Genomic DNA, 22,306 nt, shown 5'->3' on the forward strand with positions numbered 1-22,306 from the left:
TTCTTTCACCGCCCTGTGCGCTGGCTCCACTTTGTCACCATGGCTCTGAACCTGGTGGCGACCGTCTGGATCCTGCTCCTGCTGATCATGATCAATCTCGACGTGTTCAGCCTGAACGTCGTCGGTCGCCCCATCGTCGGTGTAAAAGAGGCGGTCGGCGTCTCGATCGCGGGGATCGTATTTTTGCAACTTGCAGAGACCCTGCGGTCGGGGCGCCACATTCGCTCGGACATGTTCCTCGTGCGGATGAAGATGACCCGCCCGCGGGTCGGACAGAGCCTCGAGGCGATCTACAGCCTGACCGGGGCCGTGCTCATGGGCTTCATCGTCTGGTACGCGATCCCGATCCTCACGACGGCCTACAATGGCTCCTACTATGTCGGCACACCCGGTGTTTTCACCATCCCGACATGGCCAGTGCTCTCGCTCGTGGTGCTCGGTGCGGTCATGACGCATCTTCAGTTCATCGTGCAATCCGTGACCGCGGTCGCAAAGGCCCTGTCGGCGCAACCCGAAACCGGGAAAGTTGAAAAATCATGATCTTGGAAACCTGGATCGGGATCGGCTGTATCCTCGGCTGTCTCGTGCTGGTTCAGTCCGGCATGCATATTGCGGTCGCACTGATGCTGTTGTCTCTGTTCGGTGTCAGCATGGTCATCGGCATCGAACCGGCCGGCCGTATGCTGGCGGCGTCCTCGGTCTCGTCGATTTCGAGCTACCTGTTCGGTGTCATTCCACTCTTCGTACTCATGGGGTTGGTGGTCTCGGTGACAAGTCTCGGAAGAGACCTGTTCGACGCCTCCGGTAACCTGATGAAGCGTGTGCGCGGCGGGCTCGGGATGTCCACGGTCATCGCGAATGCGGTGTTCGCGGCCTGCACGGGAACCTCGATCGCCTCGGCCTCGGTCTTCACGCGGATCGCGGTGCCCGAGCTCGAGCGGCTGGGATACACGACCCGGTTCTCCGTCGGTGTGGTCGCCGGAAGTTCGATCCTCGGAATGCTCATTCCACCGAGCCTGCTCTTCATCATTTTCGGGGTAATCGCGAACGTGTCGATCGGGGAGCTGTTCATCGCGGCGATCGTCCCCGGCGCGCTGATGGCGGTCGCCTTCTGCGTCACCATCTTCCTGTTGTCGGTCTTCGCCCCTGGCTTCGTCCATGCCGACGGGGCGCCAACGGCGGCTGAGTCGCAGGCCGCGACCCGATCGGCCATGGCCGGCATCTGGATCGCGATCAAGCCGCTGATCCCTGTGGGCGCGCTCGTCTTTGTCGTGCTGGGGGGAATCTATGGCGGGTTCTTCACGCCCACCGAGGCGGGGGCCGTCGGCGCGCTCGCTGCGATCGTCATTGGCCTTCTCAGGCGCGAACTCACGCTCAGGAATATCTGGGATGTCGTGCTCGAGACCGGGCGCGTCACCGCTTCGATCATCTTCCTGCTCATGGCGGCGCAGATCTATTCGCAGATGCTGACGCTGACCGGGCTGCCCATGACGCTGAACGACTGGATGACCGCGAGCGGGATCGGTGCGGTCGGCTTCGTGATCCTCTATCTCCTGCTGCTGATCCTGCTGGGTACTTTCCTCGATTCAATGTCGATCCTGCTGATCGTGGTGCCCTTTGCGCTGGTCTTCGCCAACCAGTTCGGGCTGGACCTTTTGTGGTTCGGCGTGCTGTCGGTGATCGCCGTCGAAATCGGTCTGCTCACGCCGCCGCTCGGGCTGTCATGCTTCGTGGTCAAGGCGACGCTGAACCGCGAGGACGTGACGATCCGCGACATCTTCATCGGGTCGTTCCCGTTCTTCCTCACCATGCTCTCCGTTCTGGCGCTGGTGGCGCTGGTGCCGCAGATCGCCCTTATCGCGCTGTGAGGGCGGGGCTGTCAGGCCCCGCCGCTCGCGGCATGATACCGGGTATCCAGATGGTCCGCGACTTGCCCCAGCCGGGCGTCAGGCGCGCCATAGGCACGGCGCAATTCGAGCGCCACGCGTGCGCCGTCCATGTTGATCGCGCCGTCGCTGTAAAAGCCGGTCGTGGGGTCGAGGAGAACCTCGTAGGAGATCGCCGCGACGTCCGGGTCCATCTGCGGCACTTCTTCCAGAAGCAACCCGATCGCGGCCTCCCGGTTGGCCGGATCGAACAGCCACGCGACGGCCTGCCGCCACGCCCGGATATACCCCGTCACGGCCGCCTCGTTCTTCGCGGCCCAATCGCGGCGAACCGTGGCCACCACACCCTGGTAGCTGCCGAGCGCCTCGAGGCCACTTTCGAGATGGACGAAACCCTGTTTCGTGGCGGCCGCGTCGAACGGGGAGACCAGAAGCGTGGCGTCGAATTCGCGGTTCATCAAAGCGCCAAAGCGCGCCATCACGCCGCCGGATCCCACGAAGTCGACATCCTCGCGGCCCACGCCCGCCTGCTCCAGCATCCGGAGCAGCACGAAGGCATAGCCGGTGGTCAGGGCATCGACGCCCACGCGCCGACCGGCCAGCCCGGCGATGCTTTCCGTCCCGGGCACGCCCACGAGGTTCAGGAAACCCGAATCGGCGCCCATGACCGCGATGAGGTCGGCGACGTTGCGTGTCGGTGCCTCGCCCTGACCGGCGTTGTAGGCATACACATTGTCTATAGCCGTCATAGCGAGGTCGTATTCCCCGTCGATCAAGCCGGCCATCTGGTGCTTGGAATCGGTGGTCGGTTCCAGCGTGACCTCAATGCCCTGCGCAGCAAAGAATCCCAGCCGCCGTGCCGCGAAGATCGGCCAATTGAACCCGCCGGGAAAGACGATGGCGCGGATCACGGGGGGCTCGCCGGCCTTTTGTGCAAAAGTCATGATGGTGTCTCCTTTCACGCGTGGGGGCTGTTCCGGTTCACAGGCGCGAGGCGCCGACGATGTGTCCGGTCCGTGCCGAACATGCTTGACGTTTTCCGATAAGTCCATGATTTTGGAACAGAGGGAAATATTTGGAAATTGTGCGGTTTGCGATCGGACGCCACTGCGTGCGGCGCGACGGCCCCGGCGGGGCCTTTCGCGTAATCCGAACGGGCAAGGCCCAATTGAGGGAGGAAACGATATGACGGCAATCGGACTCATCGGTCTGGGCAACATGGGTATGCCCATGGCGAAGATCCTGATCGATGCCGGCTACGATGTCCTGGGCTATCGGCGCGGCGATGCGTCGGACTTCGAGGCGCTGGGCGGCCGGGCGATGACCTCGCCGCGCGCCGTGGCCGAAGAGACCGACATCATCGTGTGTTGCATTCCCAGCGACGCGGCTCTGGAGGAGATCGTCAGCGGGCCGGAAGGGATCGCGAGCGCGGATTGCACCGGCAAGATCCTGGCGGAGCTGTCGACGCTGACGCCCGAGGTCAAGGCGGCGCAGGCGGCGGCCATGTCGGGGCAGGGCGGTCTCATGCTCGACGGCGCGATCAGCGGCCTGCCCCCGATGGTGGTTGCGCGCACGGCCGTCTACATGCTGAGCGGTGAGGAAGCGGCCTATGAAAAGCTGCGTCCGGTCTTCGATGCGCTGACCGGGAAGCACTTCTACATGGGCGACTTCGGCGCGGCGATGAAGACCAAGCTCTGCGCCAACATGCTGGTCGCAGCGAACATCGCCTCCACGGCGGAAACGCTGGCGTTCGGCGCGCTGATGGGGCTCGACCAAGAGAAGCTTGTCGAGGCGCTCCGCGACGGCGCCGGCGGATCGATCCAATTCATGGCCCGCGCGGGGCGCATGGCACGGGGGGAGTGGGATAACGTCCTCGCTTCGACAGCGTTGCTCGCCAAGGACATTCGCATGATTGAGAAAACTGGCACCGAGCTTGGTGCGCCGATGCCGATCCTCAAGAATGTGCGGCCCTTCTATGAGACCGCGATCGAGGACGGATACGGCGATGTCGATGTCGCCGCGGTCTATGCCGCGTTCGCCAAGGCTGCGGGGCTGCCGATTGCAGAGCCAAAAGGAAAGAAGAAATCATGAGTGAATACAAGCTTGGCATGGGGCACGTGGATGGCGTGCACACGCCGCTCGTCCTTGTCGGCAAGGACATCTATCGTCTGTCGGATATCCTGAAAGGGCATGCCCCGGCGACGCTGGAGGAGGTTTTCGCGAACTGGAAGGCGATGGACCAGACAATCGGGACCAGCGTGGTGTCGCCGGATGCCTCGCCGTTGCAGGCCGACGCCGTGACGTTCCTAACCCCGCTGTCCAACCCGCGCAAGGTGGTCTGCATCGGGACGAACTACCACGACCATGTCGAGGAGATGAAAGTCACGTCGCTGCCCGACTTTCCCTATGCGTTCCTGCGTCCGCAGACTTGTCTCGCCGCCCATGGCGAAGAAGTGGCGCTGCCGACCGGCGCGAAGATGAACGACTGGGAGGCCGAACTGGGCATCGTCATCGGACAGGCATATGGCCCCGGCGACACGCGCGACCCGATGGAAGCGGTGGCGGGTTACACGGTCATCAATGACGTCTCCGCGCGCGACTGGATCGCCAGCCGTCCCTTCGTCGGTATCGACTGGGTGATGCAGAAGGCCTGGGACGGGTTCCAGCCGACGGGTCCCTGGATCACGCCCGCGCGCTTCGTCGAAGATCCCGACAACCTCGACATCGAGCTGACGGTCAACGGGGCCGTCAAACAGAAGTCGAACACGGGCAACATGATCTTCGGCGTCGCTCCTATCCTGCGCCACCTGGCCGGGATCATGACGCTCGAGCCGGGCGACATCATCGCCACGGGCACACCGGCCGGCGTCGGCTATGGTCAGCATCCGCAGGAATTCCTCGCATCCGGTGATACCGTCAAGGTGACGGTCGCCGGTCTGGGGACATTGGAAAACAGGTTTGTCTAATCAAAGGGTGAGACGGAGATGATAAAGGTCAACCGCATCGTATACACGGCGTTCGAGACGCCGGACTTGGAAGCGCAGGTCGAACATTACACTAAGATCATGGGGCTCACGCTCGTCGAACAGGATGGCGACGCGGCCTACCTGTCGGCCGGTGGCGACCACCACACGGTAGCCTTGCGCAAGGGGGGCGAGGCGCGCTGCGATGCCGTCGGGTTCCAGCTTCCGCCGGGCACCGATCTGGACGCGTATGAAAAGCAGGTGCAGGCGCACGGCATCAAGACCGAGCGCCGCACCGACGCACAGCCGGACATCAAGGACGCGCTGATATTTTCCGACAACAACGGCACCAATGTCGAAGCCTTCGTCGAGGCGGAGCCGGCCGGCGTCGGGTTCCAGCCCTCGGGCATTTCGCCCAACAAGCTCGGGCACGTGGCGTTCAACTGCACCGACACGCAATCGACGGTGAAGTTCTATTGCGACGTTCTGGGTTTCACGGTCAGCGACTGGATGGGCGATTTCTTTGCCTTCCTGCGCTGCGGGCCGGATCATCACACGATCAACCTCGTGGACGGGGCCAAGTCGAAGATGCACCACATCGCGTTCGAGCTGCGCGACTGGACCCATATCCGCGATGCCTGCGACTGGCTCGCGCAGGACCGCATCCCTCTCGTCTGGGGGCCGGTGCGCCACGGGATCGGGCACAACATCTCGACCTACCATCGCAACGCGGATGGCCAGATCATCGAGCTGTTCTGCGAACTCGACCGCGTGAACGAGGAGCTCGGCACCTATGAGCCGCGCCGCACGCACCAGGAATTCCCGCAGAAGGGCAAGACTTGGGAAGATATCCAGCTCGCTGCGAACATGTGGGGCAGCCCGCCGCCTGAAGGCTTCCTCGACTGAGGCAGGCAAAAAGAACCGCGGCCCGAGGGGCCGCGGTTTTTTTCTTTCAGTCTTCAATCACGACGAGCGCGTCGAGCGCGACCGCGCCCGCTTCGTTCACGCGCAGTGGATTGATCTCGATCTCGGCAATCTCGGGGTGCTCGGCGAGGATGCGCCCCACGGCCATCGCGGCTGCCGAGACCGCGCTGCGATCGGCCCGGGGAAGACCCCGGAAGCCGTCGAGCAGCGCCTTGCCACGAAGCCCCTCGAGCATGTTGTCCACGTCCATGTCCGACAGGGGGGCGATGCCTACTGCGCTGTCCGACACGGCCTCGGCGAGGATGCCGCCCAGTCCCAGCACCACGCAAGGACCCCATGACGGATCGCGAATACCTCCGATGATGAGCTCGATGCCGTCGGGGGCCATCTCCTCGATGAGTACGCGTTCCGGTGTGGCTGTCGGGATGGCCGCGATCCGGTTCAGCGCGGCCGCGAGGTCCGCGTCGGTCGCGACGTCGAGGACAACACCGCCCGCCTCGGTCTTGTGCGCGATGTCCGCCGCAGCAATCTTGACGACCACGGGCTTGGACAGCTCTGCGAAGGCAGCCTCGGCCTCGGCACGGGTTTCGCACAGGCGGCTCTGAGGGGCCGCGATGCCGTAGTCGCGCAGCAATTCCTTGGCTCGAGCTTCGTCGAAGGCTCCGGTCAAAGGAGCGGCGGGGGGCTCCGGCTGGGCGCTACCGCGTTCGGACAGCAACCATTGGTGCCGGGCGTCACGGGCCAGCACAATGCCGCCAAGGGCGAGCCGATCGGGGCCCAGCACCATCGGGATGCCTGCCTCTTCGAGGCCGGCGCGCGTGACCGCCACGTCCTCGTCCGGGCCGAGCGTGCCGAAGACGACCGTCTTGCCTGTGTCAGTGTATGCGGGCGTCAGCGCCTCGGATGGGTTCAGGACTGATGGCTCGCTGATCCCGAAGACCAGCACCGCGTCGACGCCCGGATCTGCGGCCGCGGCCTTCACGATGTCGGGAAAGCCCGGGCCGGGGCGCCCCGTATCGACCGGGTTCTTCACGAAGGTCATCGGAGGTAGCCGGCCCTGGATATCGTCCACCGTGGCGGGGGCGAGTTCCGGAACCCCGACACCGGCGGTCTTGAGCGCGTCTGTGATCAGGAGGCCGGGCCCGGCCTGGCCTGTGATCAGCGCCAACCCCGTCGCGGGTCGGGCGGGCAGGCGACGATGCGCCAGCACCGATACAGCCTGCGCCAGATCGTCCAGCGTATCGACCACGACCGCGCCGCCCTGTGTGAGCGCGGCCACTGGCCGATCGCGCGACCCCATCAGGTTGCCGGTATGCGACACGGCGAACTCCCCAATATCCGAGCGGCCCGCGACAACGGCCACAACCGGCTTGCGCGGGGTGACGCGGCACAGCGCCTCGTACAGGGCGCGTCCTTCGGTAACGCCCTCGAGGTGCAGCGCGATGGCCTTGGTGTCGGGGTCGTCGGCGAGAAGGTCGAGCATGTCGGCTGTACCGATGTCCACGGCATTTCCCAGCCCCGCGGCGATCGACACACCCTCGCCGAGCGTGTCGAGCATGTAGCCGATGCTCAGGTTCACGCCGCCGGACTGCGCGACAACGGCGATGTGTCCGGCCCCGATCGTATCGACACCAGGCACGAAACTCGCAATGCACCGGGTCGAGGGTTTGACGAAGCCGGATGTGTTGGGTCCCAGCAACCGCATGCCGGTGCGTCGGCAGATTTCGCCCAGCTCTTCCTGAAGACGTGCGCCGTCTTCGCCGCTTTCGCCGAAGCCGCCAGAGACGATGAAGACACCGCCGACGCCACTTTCGGCTGCGTCAGCCGCTGCTGCGACGCAGGCTTTCGCGGGGATCGCGAGGACGGCGAGGTCGACGGGTTTTGGCAGATCTGCGAAGCTCGGGTAACAAGGCACCCCCCGGATGTCGGTTTCGCGCGGGTGCACGCCGACCAGCGTGCCGGGGAACCGCGAAAGGGTTGACAGGGCCTGTGACCCTGCCTTCGCCGGATCGGACGAAGCACCGACCACAGCGATCGAGCGCGGGTTGAACAGTCGACCGAGGTTCTGATGCCGCGTTTCTGTAGAGGCGCGTCGGGCGGAGTCTCCGGTGTCTGCGCTCATGGCGATGATCCTTCTTGTTTGTCGCACCGGGGCTCAGGACCCCAGCACATCTTTCAGACGAGCAATGCTTTCGGGAGAGGCCGCGCCCTTGGCTTCGGACAGGTCGAGAGCTTCGCGGCCGAGCGCCTTGTAGAGCGCCGCACGGTCCGGGAAATTCTTCTCGAGTGCCGCGATCTGACGTTCGACGACGCCCACGTCGCCACGCGAGACGGGACCGGTCACGGTCTTCTCCGGTCCGTGCGTCAGGGCATTGGACACGGTGGCGTGCATGATCGGGTCGAGGATTTCCGCTGCCACGTCGCGGTCCACCCCCGCGACCTCGTAGAGGTCAAAGGCAATCTTGATGATTCCGAAGAGGTAGGCGCTCGCGTAGACGCTGGCCGTGTGGTAGAGCAGTTTGTGCTCTTCACGGATGCGAAAGCATCGAGCACCGATCTTTTCGAACAGCGCCAACAGCGCATCGAGCGCCTCTGGATCGCCCTCCGCGCCGCAATACGTGCCGGGGAAACTGGCCGCGTCACGGATCGGATCGGTGAAGGTCTTGACCGGGTGAACGCTCGCCACGTGGTATGGGCGGGGGCTGTCGTGGCGCAGGACGGAGGACGGCGTCGCGCCGCTGCAATGCAGAAGGACCGCTCCCTCGGCCAGCCGTCCCGATCCGGCAAGGCGTGCCGCCGCGTCGGCGATCAGGTCGTCAGGCGTGGTGATGAGAACGAGATCGGTTTCGGGCAGATCCTCGATCCGCTCGACCGGTGTGGCCCCGAACAAGTCGGCCGCCCGCTTGGTCGAGCCCGCGCTGCGGCTGGTCACGCCGGTCACGTCGATCCCGTTTTGCGTGAAAAGGCTGGCCAGGGTGCGTCCGACGTTGCCGGCCCCGACCAATGACATGGTCCGTATCATAGCGTCCTCTCCCCCAGGGATTGCACCCGGTGTCGCTCCCGGATCAGGCCGGGGCGCGCGACACGATGCTGTCGTCCACGCGGGCCAGCTCGGGCTGGCCGATCATTGCGAGCGTATGGTCGATCTCGCCCCTTAGAATGTCGAGTGCACATTTCACGCCCGGCTCGCCCGCGGCGGCGAGAGCGAGCAGGGTGGCGCGCCCGATCATCACCGCATCGGCGCCGAGCGCCATCGCCGTCACCACGTCCGACCCGCGCCGGACGCCGCCGTCCACGATTACCGTCATGCGGTCGCCGACCGCCTCGACAATGGTGGGCAAGGCATCGAGCGTCGCGGGTGCGGCATCGAAGACGTTCCCGCCATGGTTCGACACGATGATCGCGTCGGCCCCGGCATCGGCGGCGCGCCGGGCGTCTTCCGGCGTCAGGATGCCTTTGAGTATGAGCTTGCGCGGCCAGGCCGACCGCAGCTCGTCCAGGTGGCTCCAGTTGAAGCCCGGAAATTTCAGGAACCTCTCGTTCCCCTGGTCGTCGCGCGCTGTCGCGAAATTCGGAAAGCCGGGAATGCCGCCGCGCATGAGATAGGGCAGAACGGTCGTAGTCAGCCAGCCCGGGTGCGACAGAAGGTCGAACGCGTTGCGCCGGTTCAGGCCATAGGGAATGGTCAGCCCGTTCTTCAGGTCCCGTTCGCGGGCGTGGCCGAAATTGCTGTCGACCGTAAGCACGAGCGCCTCGTATCCGGCCGTTTCCGCTCGCCTCACCACCTCATAGGACCGCGGGAGATCGGGGCTGACGTAAAGCTGGAACCAGCAGTCTCCACCGCCGTCGCGCGCGACCTCCTCAAGGGGTGTGGACGAGGCTGAGGACAGGGTGAAGGGGATGCCTGTCGCAGCCGCCTGACGGGCGAGCGCGACTTCGCCCTTGTAGCGCACCATGCCGGCCGGGCCGGTCGGCGCGATGATGAGCGGCAGGTCGCGGCGCTTGCCGAACAGGTCGATGCCGATGTCCCGTGTCGACATGTCGACGAGGACACGTTGTTTCAGGATGTAGCGCTGGAAAGCCGAGCGGTTGCGCCGGAATGTCACGTCGTCGAACACCGCGCCCGCCGCGAAATCGAACATCATGCGGGGCAGGTATCGCCGTGCTCCGGCGACGAAATCGTCAATGCAGAAATAGCTGTCGGTGCTTCTCATGCTCGGTTTATTCGCAGGTTGGATCGGGATTTGCCATCGTGATGGCAGGGTCGACAGACCCTGAAGGACCTGCCGACGTCATTCTCACTTGGCCGGAATGACCGGGAGCATCACGTGCGGTGCATTTTCGCCGTCATGCCCGGTGTGCAGCGTCACGGTCTTGCCGAAGACCTCCGGCGGGCGGTCACGGCCACTCTGGTGCGTGAGGAACCCGACGCCGTTGTTGGAGATGCGGGGCATCACGCCCTTTGGCATCAGCTTGACCGCCGGCGAGGAATAGTCCTTGCCCTGGATGCTGAGCGCGATGCGGTAGCCCTTCGGAACCTCGATGGCGGTCGGCCAGACCTCAACGTCGAGATCGACGGGATCGCCCGGCGTCAGCTTCTGGATCTCATCGTGGCTGTGGAACGGGCGCCATGGCAGCGACTTCTCCTCGTCGAGCTTGCGGTGTGACGCACGTAGCCAGCCATGCGTGAGGGGCGTGGCCGCATCGGCTGCACCGATGAAGTTGCATTCCTTCATGTCCGGACCGAACAGGCGCAGAACGAGGAAGAGGTCGGCATCCTCGGTTTCCGAAGACACCGTCACCTTCGCCACGCTGGGTCCCGTGATCTCCGTGGTCTCCTCGAACGGATCTGACAGGAAGGTCACGCCGTCCCCGAAGCCCTCGTAGCTGACCGTTGCCTCTCCGGTCGGGGGCGTGGTGCTCAGGCGCATGTTCTCGGCGTCGATGTAGAACTTGGTCCAATCCGTCCGTGCCAGCGGCCATTCCTGCTCGTCACGCTGGAACAGAGTGTCGTCGGGCTTTCGCACCTGCAGGTAGACGCGTGGGTGGTTCTTCCACGCTTCCTTGTCGCCCTTCAGGTAGCAGTCGAAGAACGCCTTCTGCATCTCGAAGCCATAGTCCGTGAAGAAGTGGGTCCAGTGCTCGCCGCCGTGGATTTCGAGGTACTTCTCCTCGGACGCGGCGTTCGCAAACGCTTCGATATTACCGCGTTGGTGGAGCGCCTGGCCGCCGATGTTGGTCGCCGAGACGAAGGGGACGGTCACCTTGCTCCAGTCAGGGTTGCGCGCGGTGTAGTACTCGTCCTCGGTCTCGCGCTCGATGAATTCCTTGTAGATGTTGCGGTAGTTCGCGTGCAGCTCCTCGGGCGACAGGGTTTCGGGCCCCGACACGAGATCGCCCGTCACCTTGCTGCGCAGTCCACGTTTGCCCATGCCATGCTGGAGGTTCTCGACCTGCGCGAGCAGGTTGTCCCAGAACGTCGTCAGGATGCCGCCGTGGCGGGCGAGCTCGCGGTAGAAATCGGACGCGCCTTCGAAGGCGAACATGGCCTTGAGGCTCGGCGGCTGAAGGGCGGCGACCTGCCACTGCGTGCTGGCGTAGTACGATACGCCGCTAATCCCGACATCACCGGTGCACCAGTCCTGCGCCCCGACCCATTCGATGCAGTCGTGGAAATCCTGTGCCTGTCGCGGCGAGAACATGTCGAGCACGCCGGGCGAGCGGCCGGAGCCACGGCTGTCCACGCGCACGCAGATATAGCCCTCGCGGGTCCAACGCTCGGGATCGGGGAGCTCCCAGGCCATGTACTTGTTCGATGAATGCGACGCGACCTCGGGGTAGGCCTCGGTTAGCGAGTCCCACACCACCTTGAAATGCGCGTCATAGAACGCGAGCCCCTTGCCATAGGGCCCGTACGAAATCAGCACCGGGTACTTGCCGGCTTTCTCGGGGCGATAGATATCGGCACGCAGCACGATCCCGTCGTCCATTTCGATCGGCACGTCCCAATCGATCATCATACCATCACGAACTTGCGTCATACGCTCCTCCCAACGTTCGGAAATACCTGCCCGAAGCCGTGCTCCGGACCTGTCCATGTTGCAGGCTAGCGAGATGAAGGGAGGGCGATAATAAACTTGGTCTATAGGTGCTATAACGATTTCGCGTTATGGCGCTGGCCGCGTGCGTCAACCGGCCTGGAGGCTTGGGTCGTACTGGCGTTCCTTGAGCGAGCGCAGCACGAAGCTGGACCGCGAATGGCGTATACCCGGCACGCGGTAGAGCTTCGATCGCAGGAATTCCTCGTAGGCGCGCGTACCGCTCACGGCGACCTTGATGAGGTAGTCGTACTCCCCTGTGGTCAACATGACCTCGAGCACTTCGGGCATCTCCTGCATCGCGCGGCCAAAGTTTTCGAGCACTTCGTCGTCGTGGCGGTCGAGGATGACCTCGATCATCACGATCTCGGAGCTGCCGAGTTTGGCACGGTCCACGATCGCCCGGTAGCCCGAGATCACACCCTCTTCCTCGAGCCGCCGGACGCGCTGCCAGCATGGGCTGGGCGACAGGCCCACGGCCTGCGCGAGATTCGCGTTCGAGATGCGGCCGTCCTCGGACAGAATGGCGAGGATACGGCTGTCGAGGCGGTCGAGCGGACGGCTGGTCATTTCTTCTCCGGCATCAACAAATCCGAAGATATTCTACTTTGAAATCAGGTCCGAGAGAAAGTCTGTTTCGGAATCTGGCTGATGGCCATCCACATCAGCGATGGTTTGGGAAGGAAGCCAGTCCGAGAGCGCTTTCCTGGAATGCTTCGCTCAGGGTGGGGTGCGGATGGATCGTCGCGGCGACGTCTTCGACCCTCAGTCCGGCCTCGATCGCGATGGCGAAGCCCGCGGCCAGCTCCGACACGCCGGGTCCCGTCGCCTGGACGCCCAAGACCACGTGGTCCTCGCGCCGGGCGATCACGCGTACGAAGCCCTCGGCGTCCTCGAGCGATAGGGCGCGCCCATTGGCCCGGAACGAAAACTCCGAGTTCTCCACCGCTCCTTCCGGTTCGTCCGGAAGCAGTCCAACGCTCACGATCTCGGGGTCGGTGAAGCACACGGCTGGGACACAGGACTTGTCCCATGCCGCCGGATGCCCTGCAACGATATCCGCGACCACCTCCGCCTGCGCGGTGGCGCGGTGGGCCAGCATGGGCCCCGCTGTAACGTCCCCGATCGCATAGACCCCGCGCATGGATGTGCGGCATTCGTCGTCGATCCGGATGAATGCCCCGGTCATACGTAGCTGAAGCTCCTCGAGCCCGAGGCCATCCGTGTTTGCGGTGCGCCCGACGGTGACGAGCACGTTGTCGACTTCAAGCGCACTCTTGCCCCGTGCGCCTTCGAGATCGAGCGTGCCGCCGCCCTCGTCCCAGCCGGTCACGCGGGTATCGGTCATCAGGGTGACGCCGAGCGCGCCCAGCCGTTTCACAACAGAACTGGTGAGCCTCCGGTCGTATTGCGGCAGCAGGGCATCGGCGGCCTCGATCAAGGTCACTTGCGCGCCCAGTTTGGCGAAGGCGGTGCCGAGTTCGAGGCCGATGTATCCTGCGCCGATCACGGCGATCCGATCTGGTACGTCGTTGAGTGCGAGCGCGGCGGTACTGTCGAGCACTTTGCCGCCGGTTGGAAGTCCGGGCAGCTCGACCGGCCGGGACCCGGTGGCGATGACCACGTGATCCGCGCGCACCAGCGTCGTTCCGGTCTCGCCCGTCACCTCGACGGTCTTTCCGTCGCGAAACCGGGCCACACCCTGCATGGTCTTGACCCCATGCTGTTCCATCATCCCGGTCACACCCGAGCGGAGCTTTCCCGTCACCTCGTCCATCCATCTGCGCGTTTTTGCGAAATCGAGCACAGGGTCGGCCACCGACACACCGCAGGTGCCGCCCTCTGCCTGCGACAATGCGGTGGCGTATTTGCCCGCCGCGTGGATCAGCGCCTTCGACGGGATGCACCCGACGTTCAGGCAGGTACCCCCCAGACGGTCCTTTTCGACAAGCAAGGTATCGACGCCCAGCCGTGCCGCACGCGCCGCGCAGACATATCCGCCGGGGCCGCCGCCGATGACGAGCAGGCTGGTATTCACTTCATTCATCGCGGTACTCCATGAACAGCATTGCGGGCACTTCGAGTAGGGATTTGAGTTTGGCCACGAACTCCGCCGCAACCCAGCCGTCGACCACGCGGTGATCGAAGCTGCATGACAGGTTCATCATGCGGCGGGGCACGAATTTGCCACCGTTCCAAACCGGGCGCACCGACATCTTGTTGATGCCGACGATTGCGACCTCGGGCCGGTTGATGATCGGTGTCGTCGCGATGGCGCCGAGGGGGCCGAGCGACGTGATCGACAGGGTCGAACCCGTGAGCTCCTTCGGGCCTGCGCGCCGTGCTCGGGCGGCATCGGAAAGGCGGCGCAGTTCGGCCGCGGTCTCCCACAGCGACAAGGCTTCGGCATGTTCGATCACGGGGACCATGAGCCCCTGGTAGGTCTGGGTCGCGATGCCAGCATGCAGTGCCTCGTACCGGGTGACGACCCCCGCCTCGTCGTCGAAATGCGCGTTGATCTCGGGGTGGTCGAGGATCGCCTCCGACACGGCGCGGATGATGAACGGGAGCAGCGTGAGCTTGCCCCGGTCAGCGCCGAAGCGGTCATTGAGCCGACCGCGCAGCTCTTCCAGCGCCTCGACTTCCACCTCTTCGATGATCGAGAAATGCGGGATGTGGCGCTTGGCGTCGGCCATTCGCTCCGCGATTGCGCGACGTACGCCTGTGACGGGGATCTCGGTCGTGGCGGTGCGTGGTTCCGGGCCGGTGCCCTGCATGGCGGCGCCATGCGCGATGAAATCCTCGAGGTCCGAGTGAAGGATGCGCCCCGCGGGCCCCGTGCCGCGCACGCGCCTGAGGTCGACCCCGGCCTCCCGGGCGCGCCCGCGCACCGATGGGGCGGCAAGCGGATTGCCGGTCGCGTCCCGTGCGCCAAGCATCGAGGGCGCTGTGGACTGGGGGGCTCGTGACGGAGCCGGTTGGGGGGCGGGAGGGCTTTCCACCGGCTCCGGCGAGTGCACAGCGTCCGGCTCCTCCGGTGCCTTCGCCTCGCGGCCCACGTCATCCGCCGCCGCGTCGTCCGTGTCGATGCGGATCAGGTCGCCGCCGATCGCCATCGTTTCGCCGGGTTCACCGCCCAGCCACGTGACGCGGCCGCCAGCCGAGGCGGGGATCTCGACCGTCGCCTTGTCGGTCGTCACCTCGCAGATCAGGTCGTCTTCCTGCACAATGTCCCCGACCTTGACGAGCCAGTCGGCGATCTCGGCCTCGGCAATCCCCTCGCCGATGTCGGGGAGCTTGAACGTCCTTTCGGCCATATCTCAGTCCTCCATCACCGTTTCGATGGCACGGCGCACCCGGTCGGGGCCGGGGAAGTAATCCCATTCCTGCGCGTGTGGGTATGGCGTGTCCCAGCCGGCGACGCGAAGCACGGGCGCCTCGAGGTGGTAGAAGCATTCGGCCTGTACCTGTGCGGCAAGCTCCGCCCCGAAACCAGAGGTTAGCGTCGCCTCGTGCAGGACCACGCAGCGCCCCGTTTTGTTGACGGAGGCGACGATGGCGTCCAGGTCCAGCGGCAGAAGGGTGCGCAGGTCGATGACCTCGACATCCACGCCCGCCTCTTCCACGGCGGCGAGCGCGACGTGCACCATGGTGCCGTACGTGAGAAGTGTCGCCTGCGTGCCTTCGCGCATTACCCGGGCCTTGCCGAGCGGGGTAATGCAATGCCCGTTCCCAACTTCGCCATCCGGGTGTTTCGACCAGGGCACCGAGGGGCGGTCGTGATGGCCGTCGTAGGGACCGTTGTAGAGGCGTTTGGGTTCGAGGAAGATCACCGGATCGGGCTCGGCGATGGCCGCGAGTAACAGGCCCTTGGCGTCGGCCGGGTTCGAAGGCACCACGGTCTTGAGCCCCGCAACGTGGGTGAACAGCGCTTCGGGAGACTGGCTGTGCGTCTGCGCGCCATAGATACCGCCGCCGGTGGGCATGCGTACGACCATGGGGCAGGTGAACTCGCCCGCAGAGCGATAGCGCAGGCGTGCCGCCTCGCTCACGATCTGGTCGTAGCCGGGATACATGTAGTCCGCGAACTGGATTTCGACCACGGGTTTGAGGCCATAGGCGGCCATGCCGACCGCCGTGCCGACGATCCCCAACTCGCTGATCGGCGTGTCGAAGCACCGGTCCACGCCGAACCGTTGCTGAAGCCCGGCGGTGCAGCGGAACACGCCACCGAAGAACCCGACATCCTCGCCCATTACGATCACGTCGTCGTCGGCCTCCATGGCGACGGCGTGGGCGTCGCGGATTGCCTCGATCATCGTCATACGCGTCATGTCAGTACCCCACTTCGTGGCGCTGGCGGACAAGGTGCGGGGGCATCTCGGCAAAGACGTCCTCGAACATGTCGCGCGGCGAGGGGCGGCGCCCGGTGTGGAGCGTGCCGATGGCCTCGGCCTCTTTCTGGGCGGCGACGACTTCGGCCTTGATTTCGGCTTCGGCTTGCGTATGGCGGTCTTCGGACCAGACGCCGAGCGCGATCAGGTGGGCTTTGAGGCGCAGGATCGGATCGCCGAGCGGCCAGGCCAAGCCTTCCTCCTTCGGGCGGTAGGCCGATGGATCGTCGGAGGTGGAATGGCCGCCGGTGCGGTAGGTGACGAATTCGATGATGGTTGGGCCGAGGTCGGCGCGGGCGCGTTCCGTGGCCCATTGCGCGGCGGCGTAGACGGCGAGGTAGTCGTTTCCGTCGACCCTGAGGGCCGGGATTCCGAAGCCATGGCCGCGGGCGGCGAAGGTCCCCGCGCCACCCCGGGCAATGCCCTGGAACGTCGAGATAGCCCATTGGTTGTTCACGATGTTCAGGATCACCGGCGGCTTGTATGTCGAGGCGAAGACGAGCGCGCCGTGAAAGTCGCTCTCGGCGGTGGAGCCGTCTCCGATCCAGGCCGCCGCTAGCTTCTTTTCGCGCTTGATCGCGGCCGCCATCGCCCATCCAACCGCCTGTGGATACTGGGTGGCGAGGTTGCCGGAGATCGAGAAGAATCCGTGCTGCTTCGAGCTGTAGAACACCGGAAGTTGCCGGCCCCGCACAGGGTCGGCGTCGTTGGAATAGACCTGGTTCATCATGTTCACGAGCGGATAGCCCGCCGCGATCAGGAGCCCCGCCTGCCTGTAGGTCGGGAAGTTCATGTCGCCCTTACGCAGGGCCCGCTGGAAGGCGCAGGAAATCGCCTCCTCCCCGAGGTGCTGCATGTAGAACGACGTTTTGCCCTGTCGCTGCGCCGTCATCATCCGCGCGTCGTAGGTACGCAGCTTCACCATGTCGCGCAGGCCCTGAAGCAGCATCTCGGGCGCGACCTCGGGGGCCCATGGCCCGACCGCTTCGCCCTTGCGGTTCAGAACGCGGATGATTGTGAAGGCCAGGTCGCGCATCTCTTCAGGCGGCGTGTCCGGGGCAGGGCGATCGACCTCGCCGGCGGCCGGGATGCTGACATGGGTGAAATCGGGTTCACCGCCGGGGCGGATTCCCGGGGCAGGGACGTTGAGGTGTGGTGCGCGCTCTTCAGGCATCGGCGTGCTCCCGTTCGAGGTCGACCATCTCCATGAGGCGGGCCTCGAAAATCGTTGCGGCATGGCAGTCCGGGTCGCTCAGCCGAAGCTCGATCACGTTGCGCCCGGCGCCTTCGCGCGTGAAGCGGTAGTCGTCGAATTCCAGCCCGAGTCGGCGCGCGATATCGAGTACTCGGCTCGCTGTCTGGACGGGTTCTGTGCAGTTGAATCTCACTGAATGACCTTTCCTTCCCTTCGGTTTTTTTAGGCGAAAGAGGCGGAAAATGTCCTTTGGAAATTCTGCTTAGTTTCGCAAAAACAGAATAAAAATTCTTCAAAATGTAGAATTAAAGAAAGAATGATCTCTATGGATCCGGATGGCCGTGCAATACTGCTGATCCCAGTTTCCGAGGGCCTTTGAACCGCCCCGGAGTTGTTCTATAGGGTCACTCTGATCGCCTATAATGGTTATCGATTCCGCGAGTAGGTCGAGGTCGTCATCGGTGCGTTGCCGCATGTCGACCGGGAGGAGGGGACATGGAAGTCCGTCAGATCGAGCTTTTCATGAGGACCTGCGAACACGGCAGCATCAACAAGGCCGCCGCCGAACTTCGCATGTCTCAACCGTCGTTGTCGCGTTGGCTCGCACTTCTCGAACGCGATCTCGGTGCGCAGCTGTTCGTGCGGACGCGCCAGGGCATTCAGCTCACGGACGCGGGCAAGGTTCTTGCCGACCACGCGCCGCAGATGTTGCGCCATTTCGACCTTTTGCGTGAACAGATCGGCAATAAGTCCCAGCGCCAGATCAACGTGGCGTTCCCCTTCTCGATGCAGCACCTGCTGACCGCGCCTTTTGCCGAGATGGTCATCCGGGATCGTCCCGAAATCTCGATGCGCGTGTTCGAGGGCATCAATCATACCATTCGCGTGTGGATGGAAAACGGCATGCTGGACAGTGCGCTGATCGTCGAGATGGAGTCGGTGCCGGAGCATTTCAGTACGACGCCGATCCTCTCCGAGGGTCTCATGCTGGTGGGCAACTCGGAGACCGAGCTGAGCCTGGAAACTCCGGTCGAGATCGCTGACATCCACGAATTGCCGATCATCCTGCCGGGTCCGCCCAGCTCCATCAGCAGCCATGTCGCAAGCGCGGTGAAGCGGCAGGGGTACCGGTTCAATCATGCGTTCGAGGCCGACAGCCTGTCGTTGTGCATCGATCTCGCGCAGCGGGGGATGGGGTACACCGTCATGCCCTATTGCGCGTTGAGTTCCCGGCTGGACCGTGATCCCGACCTACACGCTGCCCCGATCCGGGGGCTGAACATCGTGTGGAAGCTCTGCGTGAACAGTTCCCGGCCATTCTCGACCTCAAACAATTCGCTGATCAACGCGATGACCGACCTGATGCGCCAGCGCATGAAGGACGGGGAGTGGAAGTTCGCTAAACTGCTCTGATCCGGCCTCGTTGCCTACATCGAGTTCGGGAGCCACAGGACCAGCTGCGGGAAGATGGTGAACAGGATCACGAGCCCGATGCACAGCGCTACATAGGGCCAAGCGCCCTGGAACATCTGGATCGTCGGTACGGATGGTAACGACTTCGATAGTATGAAGATGTTCATTCCCACTGGCGGGGTGATCAGCCCGACTTCGCTCATCAGCACCAGCACGATGCCGAACCAGATCGGATCGAACCCCAGCCCCATCATGACGGGAAACATGAACGGAAGTGTCAGCAGGATCATACCGAGCGCGTCGAGGAACATGGCGAGGACGAGCAGCAGAAGGATGAACAGGGCGAAGACGACATAGCTGTTCAGGCCTGCAGACGAGATCAGGTCGACGAGGTCGCTCGTCACCCGCGTCGCGATCAGGACACGCGAGAAAACGGTCATCGCGATGAGGATGGCGAACACCATCGCTGACAGGCTGACCGCGTCATAGGCCGCTTCGATGATCTCCTTGAGCTTCACGCGACGCGTGACGAGCGCGTAGACGAGGACCGAGAACGCGCAGACGGCGGCGGATTCGCCCGGTGTGAAGAAACCGTTGTAGAGTCCGCCGATCACCACGCCGAAGATGATGACGACCGGTGACAGCTTGCCCAGCGACACGAGCCGCTCGCGCCACGAAAACCGGGGGCCCGGCGGGCCCAGTTCGGGCTTCAGGCTGCACCGGATGACGTTGTATGCGGAAAAGACGAAGGCCATCATGAGGCCGGGCACGATGCCCGCGATGAACAGCTTGCTGATCGATGTCTCGGTCTGGAGTCCGTAGAGGATCAGCAGAAGACTGGGCGGCAGCATGATCGCGATCGTCGATGCACAGGCGATCGCGCCGGCCGACATCTTCACGTCGTACTTGTACCTGATCATCTCGGGCATCGCGACCTTGGCCATCGTGCCCACGGCGGCGGCGCTGACGCCGGTGACAGCCCCGAAGGCGGCCGAAGCGGACACCGTCGACACGAGAAGGCCGCCGGGCAGGCGCCCGAACCACTTGTGCATCGTGTCGAACAGGTCTTCGCCGATGCGCGCCTTGCTGATCAGCTGCCCGGCGAAGATGAAGAGCGGCACCGCCGAAAACAGGAACTCGCCCGCGCTCGAGAAAGCGGTGGTGTAGAACTGCGAAATGGTGGGGCCGATCCCGTAGATGAGGAAAAGCGCGCCGAAGGACACGCCGGAAATCGCCCAAGCGATCGGCACGCCGATGAGGATCAGCGCGACAAGGACGATGAAAGTGCCGTAGCCGATGAGGGTGGGGTCAATCATGGAGGATCTGTTCCGGTTTCTTCATGCGGCCGAAAATCTGAAGCACGAGGATCACGAGCGAGAGGGCGCATACGAAAAGAATGAGCGCGGCGAAGGGCCAATAGGGGATCGAGACGTTGGGGCTACCGGTGCCGATCCTCAGGTAACGGGGGATCGTGTTGATGGCGCCCCAGCCGATCAGGCCGAAGAACGTGGCGGCGCCGAGGATCGCGATGAAATCGGCGACGATGCGGAACCGGTGTCCTGCCATGATGTAGAGGATGTCCATCCGGATGTGTGAGCCTCGTACCAGCGACCACGGGAGAATGGCGAACACGAAACTGACCATCATGACCGATCCCGCATCCACCGCCCATGGCAGTCCGCTGCCGAGCAGGAGCCGGCTTCCGATGTCGAAGATGACGACAAGGCACATGGGCAGAAGCAGCGCGATCCCCCCGATGACCCCAAGGGCATAGGCCGTCTTTTCTATGAACCACAGCATGCGAATGACTCCACAAAGATGCCCCGACCGGCGCAGAGCCGGTCGGGGTTATCCTCTTCTAAGCCGGTCTTAGAAGCCGTTGACAAGGCCCGGCACGGGTTCGTCCAGAACCTTCTGGAACCGTTCGTCGGCCGTCATGGCGTTATAGTGCTCGTACCGGTCGCGCATCATGGCGATAAGTTCGCTGCCCGGCTGACCGTCCGCGTCGCGTTCGGCGGCCCAGTCATCGACCAGTTGCGTCAGCACGGCGTCGATCTCGGCCTGGTCCTCGTCGGACAGTTCGACGAAGTTGATGCCTTGCTCCGCCAGCACGTTCTCGCGGACGTAGTCCCCGCCTTCGACCATGAGCGACTGGGTATAGGCCATGCCCCAGACCTGGAACCAGTGGTACAGGTATTCCTGCACGGCCGGGTCCAGCCCTTCCCAGAAGTCGATGTTCATGCAGTTCTCGTTCGGGTTGCCCCACAGATCGACGCCGGTGCGATAGTCGGCGATGTCCGGCAGCCGGAACACCACAGCGCCGAGGTCGTGGAACGGTGCGACGTCGAACACGCCGGTCTGAAACGCCGGGTAGAAGTCGGACATGTTGACGTTCGTCGGCTCCATGCCGAGGGCGGTCAGGGTCCGGCTCGCGACGTCGCCATTTGCCCAGGCCCGTTGACCTTCGAAGTCCTCGAGGCTGGCGAGCGGCTCCTTGGAGTAGATCTGGTTCGGCGCACCGAGCCCGAGATGGGCGAGGTAGACCTCGCGGCGCTCGTAGTTTTCCTTGAAATACTCGGCATAGGCCTCTTCGTAGACGAGAAGCCCGGCATCGGCCTGGGACACGATCCCCGGCAGCTGGATGCCGAATTGCAGGTCGAAGCCCGACGGGTTGAACTGCATGTAGCAGGTGCCGATGTCGGTCAAACCCGACCGCACGGATTCGAACCCGCCCGCCTGCGTGTCGGCCAGCGAGCTCGAGTAATACGGATCGATGACGATCTTGCCGTCGGTGTCCGCCTCAAGCCGGTCAAAGAGAGCCCCGAAGAACTCGCCCGACATCCCCGCGCTCGGCGCGAGCGTGGAATACCGGATGCGGACGGTTGGGCCGTCGTAGTCAAGCTGCGTCGACAGTGCGACCGCGGGGTCGCCGTCGAGATAACGCTGGACGAGAGACTCGGCATGGCCGGCGCCCGTCGTCAGGAACAGTGAACCCGCACACATCGCGGAAATCATATACTTCATGGTGTCCTCCCTAAGTGTCGTTGCTGTGCCCGAAGGTTCCTCCCGAACCTCCGGCCGGCCGGCGCAACGTCCGCCCGGAATGCCGAATGGTCAGCGTTTGCCCGTCTCGCATCATGCGCGGACCGGGTCGCTGTCCCTCCGGTGTCTGCCCCGTCGCCGCGCACCTTTCGTGTCATCCGGCGGTCTTTTCACCTCCTGCCTGCTTCCGGCGCGGCCTTGTCGCGGGCTTGTCTGTGCGGCGGCTTTGAGTTGCAACCCTTGCGGGGCGTGCGAGTGGCGCACCGCGCTCCTCCCCTCGGTATGCTCATCTAAAGAACAGACGGGCCGAGATCGTAGCCGGTTGAAAGCAATAACCGTTATATCGGATCGGCATAACTGAGCCCGGGGAAGGCGCGCGGCGGCATGACCT

20 protein-coding genes are annotated in these 22,306 nt (G+C 64.2%); 6 read left to right on the forward strand and 14 right to left on the reverse strand.

Features of this window, described 5'->3' with window-relative positions; translation table 11 throughout:
- Positions 1-39: 39 nt before the first annotated feature.
- Positions 40-540 carry a TRAP transporter small permease subunit gene (locus GQE99_RS11685; RefSeq protein ID WP_161351815.1) on the forward strand — a complete coding sequence of 167 codons (501 nt, stop codon included), beginning with the start codon at positions 40-42 and terminating at the stop codon, positions 538-540.
- Entirely contained in the window at positions 537-1,868 is a 1,332-nt protein-coding gene (locus tag GQE99_RS11690) for a TRAP transporter large permease (RefSeq protein WP_161351816.1), read from the forward strand. Before GQE99_RS11685 ends, GQE99_RS11690 begins: the two co-directional genes overlap by 4 nt.
- An 11-nt stretch (positions 1,869-1,879) precedes the next feature.
- On the opposite strand, the gene GQE99_RS11695 is transcribed toward GQE99_RS11690, so the two are convergent.
- Complete coding sequence (locus GQE99_RS11695; RefSeq protein WP_161351817.1) at positions 1,880-2,830, reverse strand: ABC transporter substrate-binding protein; 951 nt, start codon at positions 2,828-2,830, stop codon at positions 1,880-1,882.
- A gap of 241 nt (positions 2,831-3,071) precedes the next feature.
- On the opposite strand from GQE99_RS11695, the gene GQE99_RS11700 reads away from it, so the two are divergent.
- The 3 genes from GQE99_RS11700 to GQE99_RS11710 are packed head-to-tail and all read left to right on the forward strand — an operon-like array spanning position 3,072 to position 5,755.
- Complete coding sequence (locus GQE99_RS11700) at positions 3,072-3,977, forward strand: NAD(P)-dependent oxidoreductase (protein WP_161351818.1); 906 nt, start codon at positions 3,072-3,074, stop codon at positions 3,975-3,977.
- A complete protein-coding gene (locus GQE99_RS11705; protein ID WP_161351819.1) occupies positions 3,974-4,852 on the forward strand; it encodes a fumarylacetoacetate hydrolase family protein in 879 nt (292 codons plus the stop codon). The genes GQE99_RS11700 and GQE99_RS11705 overlap by 4 nt, the downstream gene beginning before the upstream one ends.
- An 18-nt stretch (positions 4,853-4,870) precedes the next feature.
- Positions 4,871-5,755 (forward strand): VOC family protein, encoded by an 885-nt coding sequence (locus GQE99_RS11710; protein WP_161351820.1) that lies wholly within the window; start codon positions 4,871-4,873, stop codon positions 5,753-5,755.
- A gap of 46 nt (positions 5,756-5,801) precedes the next feature.
- Here the strand turns inward: GQE99_RS11710 and GQE99_RS11715 are convergent, their stop codons facing one another.
- The 10 genes from GQE99_RS11715 to GQE99_RS11760 form a co-directional block, all read right to left on the reverse strand.
- Complete coding sequence (locus GQE99_RS11715; RefSeq protein WP_161351821.1) at positions 5,802-7,895, reverse strand: acetate--CoA ligase family protein; 2,094 nt, start codon at positions 7,893-7,895, stop codon at positions 5,802-5,804.
- A gap of 33 nt (positions 7,896-7,928) precedes the next feature.
- Positions 7,929-8,795, reverse strand: a complete 867-nt coding sequence (locus GQE99_RS11720; protein WP_161351822.1) for a Rossmann-like and DUF2520 domain-containing protein — start codon at positions 8,793-8,795, stop codon at positions 7,929-7,931.
- Positions 8,796-8,838: 43 nt separating this feature from the next.
- Entirely contained in the window at positions 8,839-9,987 is a 1,149-nt protein-coding gene (locus GQE99_RS11725; protein WP_161351823.1) for an alpha-hydroxy acid oxidase, read from the reverse strand.
- A gap of 84 nt (positions 9,988-10,071) precedes the next feature.
- Positions 10,072-11,814, reverse strand: coding sequence for a CocE/NonD family hydrolase (locus GQE99_RS11730; protein ID WP_202530757.1), 1,743 nt, complete (start codon positions 11,812-11,814; stop codon positions 10,072-10,074).
- Between the two features lie 147 nt (positions 11,815-11,961).
- On the reverse strand, positions 11,962-12,441 hold the full coding sequence (locus GQE99_RS11735; RefSeq protein ID WP_161351824.1) for an Lrp/AsnC family transcriptional regulator: 480 nt from the start codon (positions 12,439-12,441) through the stop codon (positions 11,962-11,964).
- 94 nt (positions 12,442-12,535) lie between these two features.
- On the reverse strand, positions 12,536-13,918 hold the full coding sequence (lpdA, locus tag GQE99_RS11740) for a dihydrolipoyl dehydrogenase (RefSeq protein WP_161351825.1): 1,383 nt from the start codon (positions 13,916-13,918) through the stop codon (positions 12,536-12,538).
- Positions 13,911-15,188 (reverse strand): dihydrolipoamide acetyltransferase family protein, encoded by a 1,278-nt coding sequence (locus GQE99_RS11745; protein ID WP_161351826.1) that lies wholly within the window; start codon positions 15,186-15,188, stop codon positions 13,911-13,913. Before GQE99_RS11745 ends, lpdA begins: the two co-directional genes overlap by 8 nt.
- Positions 15,189-15,191: 3 nt before the next feature.
- Positions 15,192-16,205 (reverse strand): alpha-ketoacid dehydrogenase subunit beta, encoded by a 1,014-nt coding sequence (locus GQE99_RS11750; protein WP_161351827.1) that lies wholly within the window; start codon positions 16,203-16,205, stop codon positions 15,192-15,194.
- Position 16,206: 1 nt separating this feature from the next.
- Positions 16,207-17,439: a thiamine pyrophosphate-dependent enzyme gene (locus GQE99_RS11755; protein ID WP_161351828.1), complete on the reverse strand. Its 1,233-nt coding sequence runs from the start codon at positions 17,437-17,439 to the stop codon at positions 16,207-16,209.
- The gene (locus GQE99_RS11760; RefSeq protein WP_161351829.1) at positions 17,432-17,653 is read right to left on the reverse strand and encodes a hypothetical protein; all 222 of its coding nucleotides are present in this window, start codon (positions 17,651-17,653) and stop codon (positions 17,432-17,434) included. Before GQE99_RS11760 ends, GQE99_RS11755 begins: the two co-directional genes overlap by 8 nt.
- A 302-nt stretch (positions 17,654-17,955) precedes the next feature.
- Between GQE99_RS11760 and GQE99_RS11765 the strand changes: the two genes are divergently transcribed.
- Positions 17,956-18,873 (forward strand): LysR family transcriptional regulator, encoded by a 918-nt coding sequence (locus tag GQE99_RS11765; protein WP_161351830.1) that lies wholly within the window; start codon positions 17,956-17,958, stop codon positions 18,871-18,873.
- A 14-nt stretch (positions 18,874-18,887) separates the two neighbouring features.
- Here the strand turns inward: GQE99_RS11765 and GQE99_RS11770 are convergent, their stop codons facing one another.
- From GQE99_RS11770 to dctP, 3 genes are all read right to left on the reverse strand, one after another.
- Positions 18,888-20,189, reverse strand: a complete 1,302-nt coding sequence (locus GQE99_RS11770; protein ID WP_161351831.1) for a TRAP transporter large permease — start codon at positions 20,187-20,189, stop codon at positions 18,888-18,890.
- On the reverse strand, positions 20,182-20,673 hold the full coding sequence (locus GQE99_RS11775; protein ID WP_161351832.1) for a TRAP transporter small permease: 492 nt from the start codon (positions 20,671-20,673) through the stop codon (positions 20,182-20,184). Before GQE99_RS11775 ends, GQE99_RS11770 begins: the two co-directional genes overlap by 8 nt.
- Before the next feature lie 69 nt (positions 20,674-20,742).
- Positions 20,743-21,897: a TRAP transporter substrate-binding protein DctP gene (gene dctP, locus GQE99_RS11780; RefSeq protein ID WP_161351833.1), complete on the reverse strand. Its 1,155-nt coding sequence runs from the start codon at positions 21,895-21,897 to the stop codon at positions 20,743-20,745.
- Positions 21,898-22,306 lie beyond the last annotated feature (409 nt).

Origin of the sequence: Maritimibacter harenae (assembly GCF_009882975.1) — a bacterium.
In the GTDB taxonomy this organism is placed as follows: Bacteria; Pseudomonadota; Alphaproteobacteria; order Rhodobacterales; family Rhodobacteraceae; genus Maritimibacter; species Maritimibacter harenae.

Coding starts and splice junctions, on each gene's coding strand:
- GQE99_RS11685 (WP_161351815.1), top strand. CDS start 40: ATGGCTCTGAACCTGGTGGCGACCGTCTGGATCCTGCTCCTGCTGATC.
- GQE99_RS11690 (WP_161351816.1), top strand. CDS start 537: ATGATCTTGGAAACCTGGATCGGGATCGGCTGTATCCTCGGCTGTCTC.
- GQE99_RS11695 (WP_161351817.1), bottom strand. CDS start 2,830: ATGACTTTTGCACAAAAGGCCGGCGAGCCCCCCGTGATCCGCGCCATC.
- GQE99_RS11700 (WP_161351818.1), top strand. CDS start 3,072: ATGACGGCAATCGGACTCATCGGTCTGGGCAACATGGGTATGCCCATG.
- GQE99_RS11705 (WP_161351819.1), top strand. CDS start 3,974: ATGAGTGAATACAAGCTTGGCATGGGGCACGTGGATGGCGTGCACACG.
- GQE99_RS11710 (WP_161351820.1), top strand. CDS start 4,871: ATGATAAAGGTCAACCGCATCGTATACACGGCGTTCGAGACGCCGGAC.
- GQE99_RS11715 (WP_161351821.1), bottom strand. CDS start 7,895: ATGAGCGCAGACACCGGAGACTCCGCCCGACGCGCCTCTACAGAAACG.
- GQE99_RS11720 (WP_161351822.1), bottom strand. CDS start 8,795: ATGATACGGACCATGTCATTGGTCGGGGCCGGCAACGTCGGACGCACC.
- GQE99_RS11725 (WP_161351823.1), bottom strand. CDS start 9,987: ATGAGAAGCACCGACAGCTATTTCTGCATTGACGATTTCGTCGCCGGA.
- GQE99_RS11730 (WP_202530757.1), bottom strand. CDS start 11,814: ATGACGCAAGTTCGTGATGGTATGATGATCGATTGGGACGTGCCGATC.
- GQE99_RS11735 (WP_161351824.1), bottom strand. CDS start 12,441: ATGACCAGCCGTCCGCTCGACCGCCTCGACAGCCGTATCCTCGCCATT.
- lpdA (WP_161351825.1), bottom strand. CDS start 13,918: ATGAATGAAGTGAATACCAGCCTGCTCGTCATCGGCGGCGGCCCCGGC.
- GQE99_RS11745 (WP_161351826.1), bottom strand. CDS start 15,188: ATGGCCGAAAGGACGTTCAAGCTCCCCGACATCGGCGAGGGGATTGCC.
- GQE99_RS11750 (WP_161351827.1), bottom strand. CDS start 16,205: ATGACGCGTATGACGATGATCGAGGCAATCCGCGACGCCCACGCCGTC.
- GQE99_RS11755 (WP_161351828.1), bottom strand. CDS start 17,439: ATGCCTGAAGAGCGCGCACCACACCTCAACGTCCCTGCCCCGGGAATC.
- GQE99_RS11765 (WP_161351830.1), top strand. CDS start 17,956: ATGGAAGTCCGTCAGATCGAGCTTTTCATGAGGACCTGCGAACACGGC.
- GQE99_RS11770 (WP_161351831.1), bottom strand. CDS start 20,189: ATGATTGACCCCACCCTCATCGGCTACGGCACTTTCATCGTCCTTGTC.
- GQE99_RS11775 (WP_161351832.1), bottom strand. CDS start 20,673: ATGCTGTGGTTCATAGAAAAGACGGCCTATGCCCTTGGGGTCATCGGG.
- dctP (WP_161351833.1), bottom strand. CDS start 21,897: ATGAAGTATATGATTTCCGCGATGTGTGCGGGTTCACTGTTCCTGACG.